Raw genomic sequence first — 609 nt, forward strand, 5'->3', positions numbered from 1 at the left:
TCCTGAAGATGCGATTTCTATCACTGTCGGTACGGACGGTGAAGTATCTGTGCGCGTACGTGGTCAGCAAGATAACCAAGTCGTTGGCCAGTTGACCATTACAGACTTTGTTAACCCAGGTGGCCTAGAGCCAATCGGTCAGAACCTTTACTTGCCAACAGGCGCAAGTGGCGACCCGCAAGAAGGTGTTCCGGGTTTGGACGGTTTGGGTGAAATTCGCCAATCGATGCTAGAAGCCTCCAACGTAAACGTGACAGAAGAATTGGTCAACATGATCGAAGCTCAGCGCGTGTACGAAATGAACTCTAAAGTGATCTCATCTGTCGATAAGATGATGAGCTTCGTTAACCAGCAGTTGTAACGGCGAAAGTTAGCCATTAAGGAGCTCATAATGAAACGTATCTGTTTACTTGCGCTGATCACAACCATGTCTGGCTGTGCGATGTTAGAACCCATCGAAACGGATGAAGTGACGCAAGCGACTACCGTTGTGGATGCGGTTGAAGGCGATAAGTCGAAAGACGAGAGTAGCGGCATCGTTGATACACTGCGTGGCAGAAATGATCCGGTTGCTGGTGATCCAGCGTGGGCTCCAATCCATCCAAAACA

Annotated in this window: 1 protein-coding gene and 1 pseudogene; both read left to right on the forward strand. The window is 49.3% G+C overall.

Features of this window, described 5'->3' with window-relative positions; genetic code table 11:
* Nucleotides 1–361: flagellar hook-basal body complex protein (locus R7R24_RS28390; RefSeq protein WP_318120405.1), on the forward strand; the 361-nt coding region annotated here is incomplete at its 5' end.
* Nucleotides 362–391: 30 nt separating this feature from the next.
* Nucleotides 392–609, forward strand: a pseudogene (locus tag R7R24_RS28395) (flagellar basal body L-ring protein); the annotation flags it as partial.

The organism is Vibrio sp. 704, assembly GCF_033339295.1.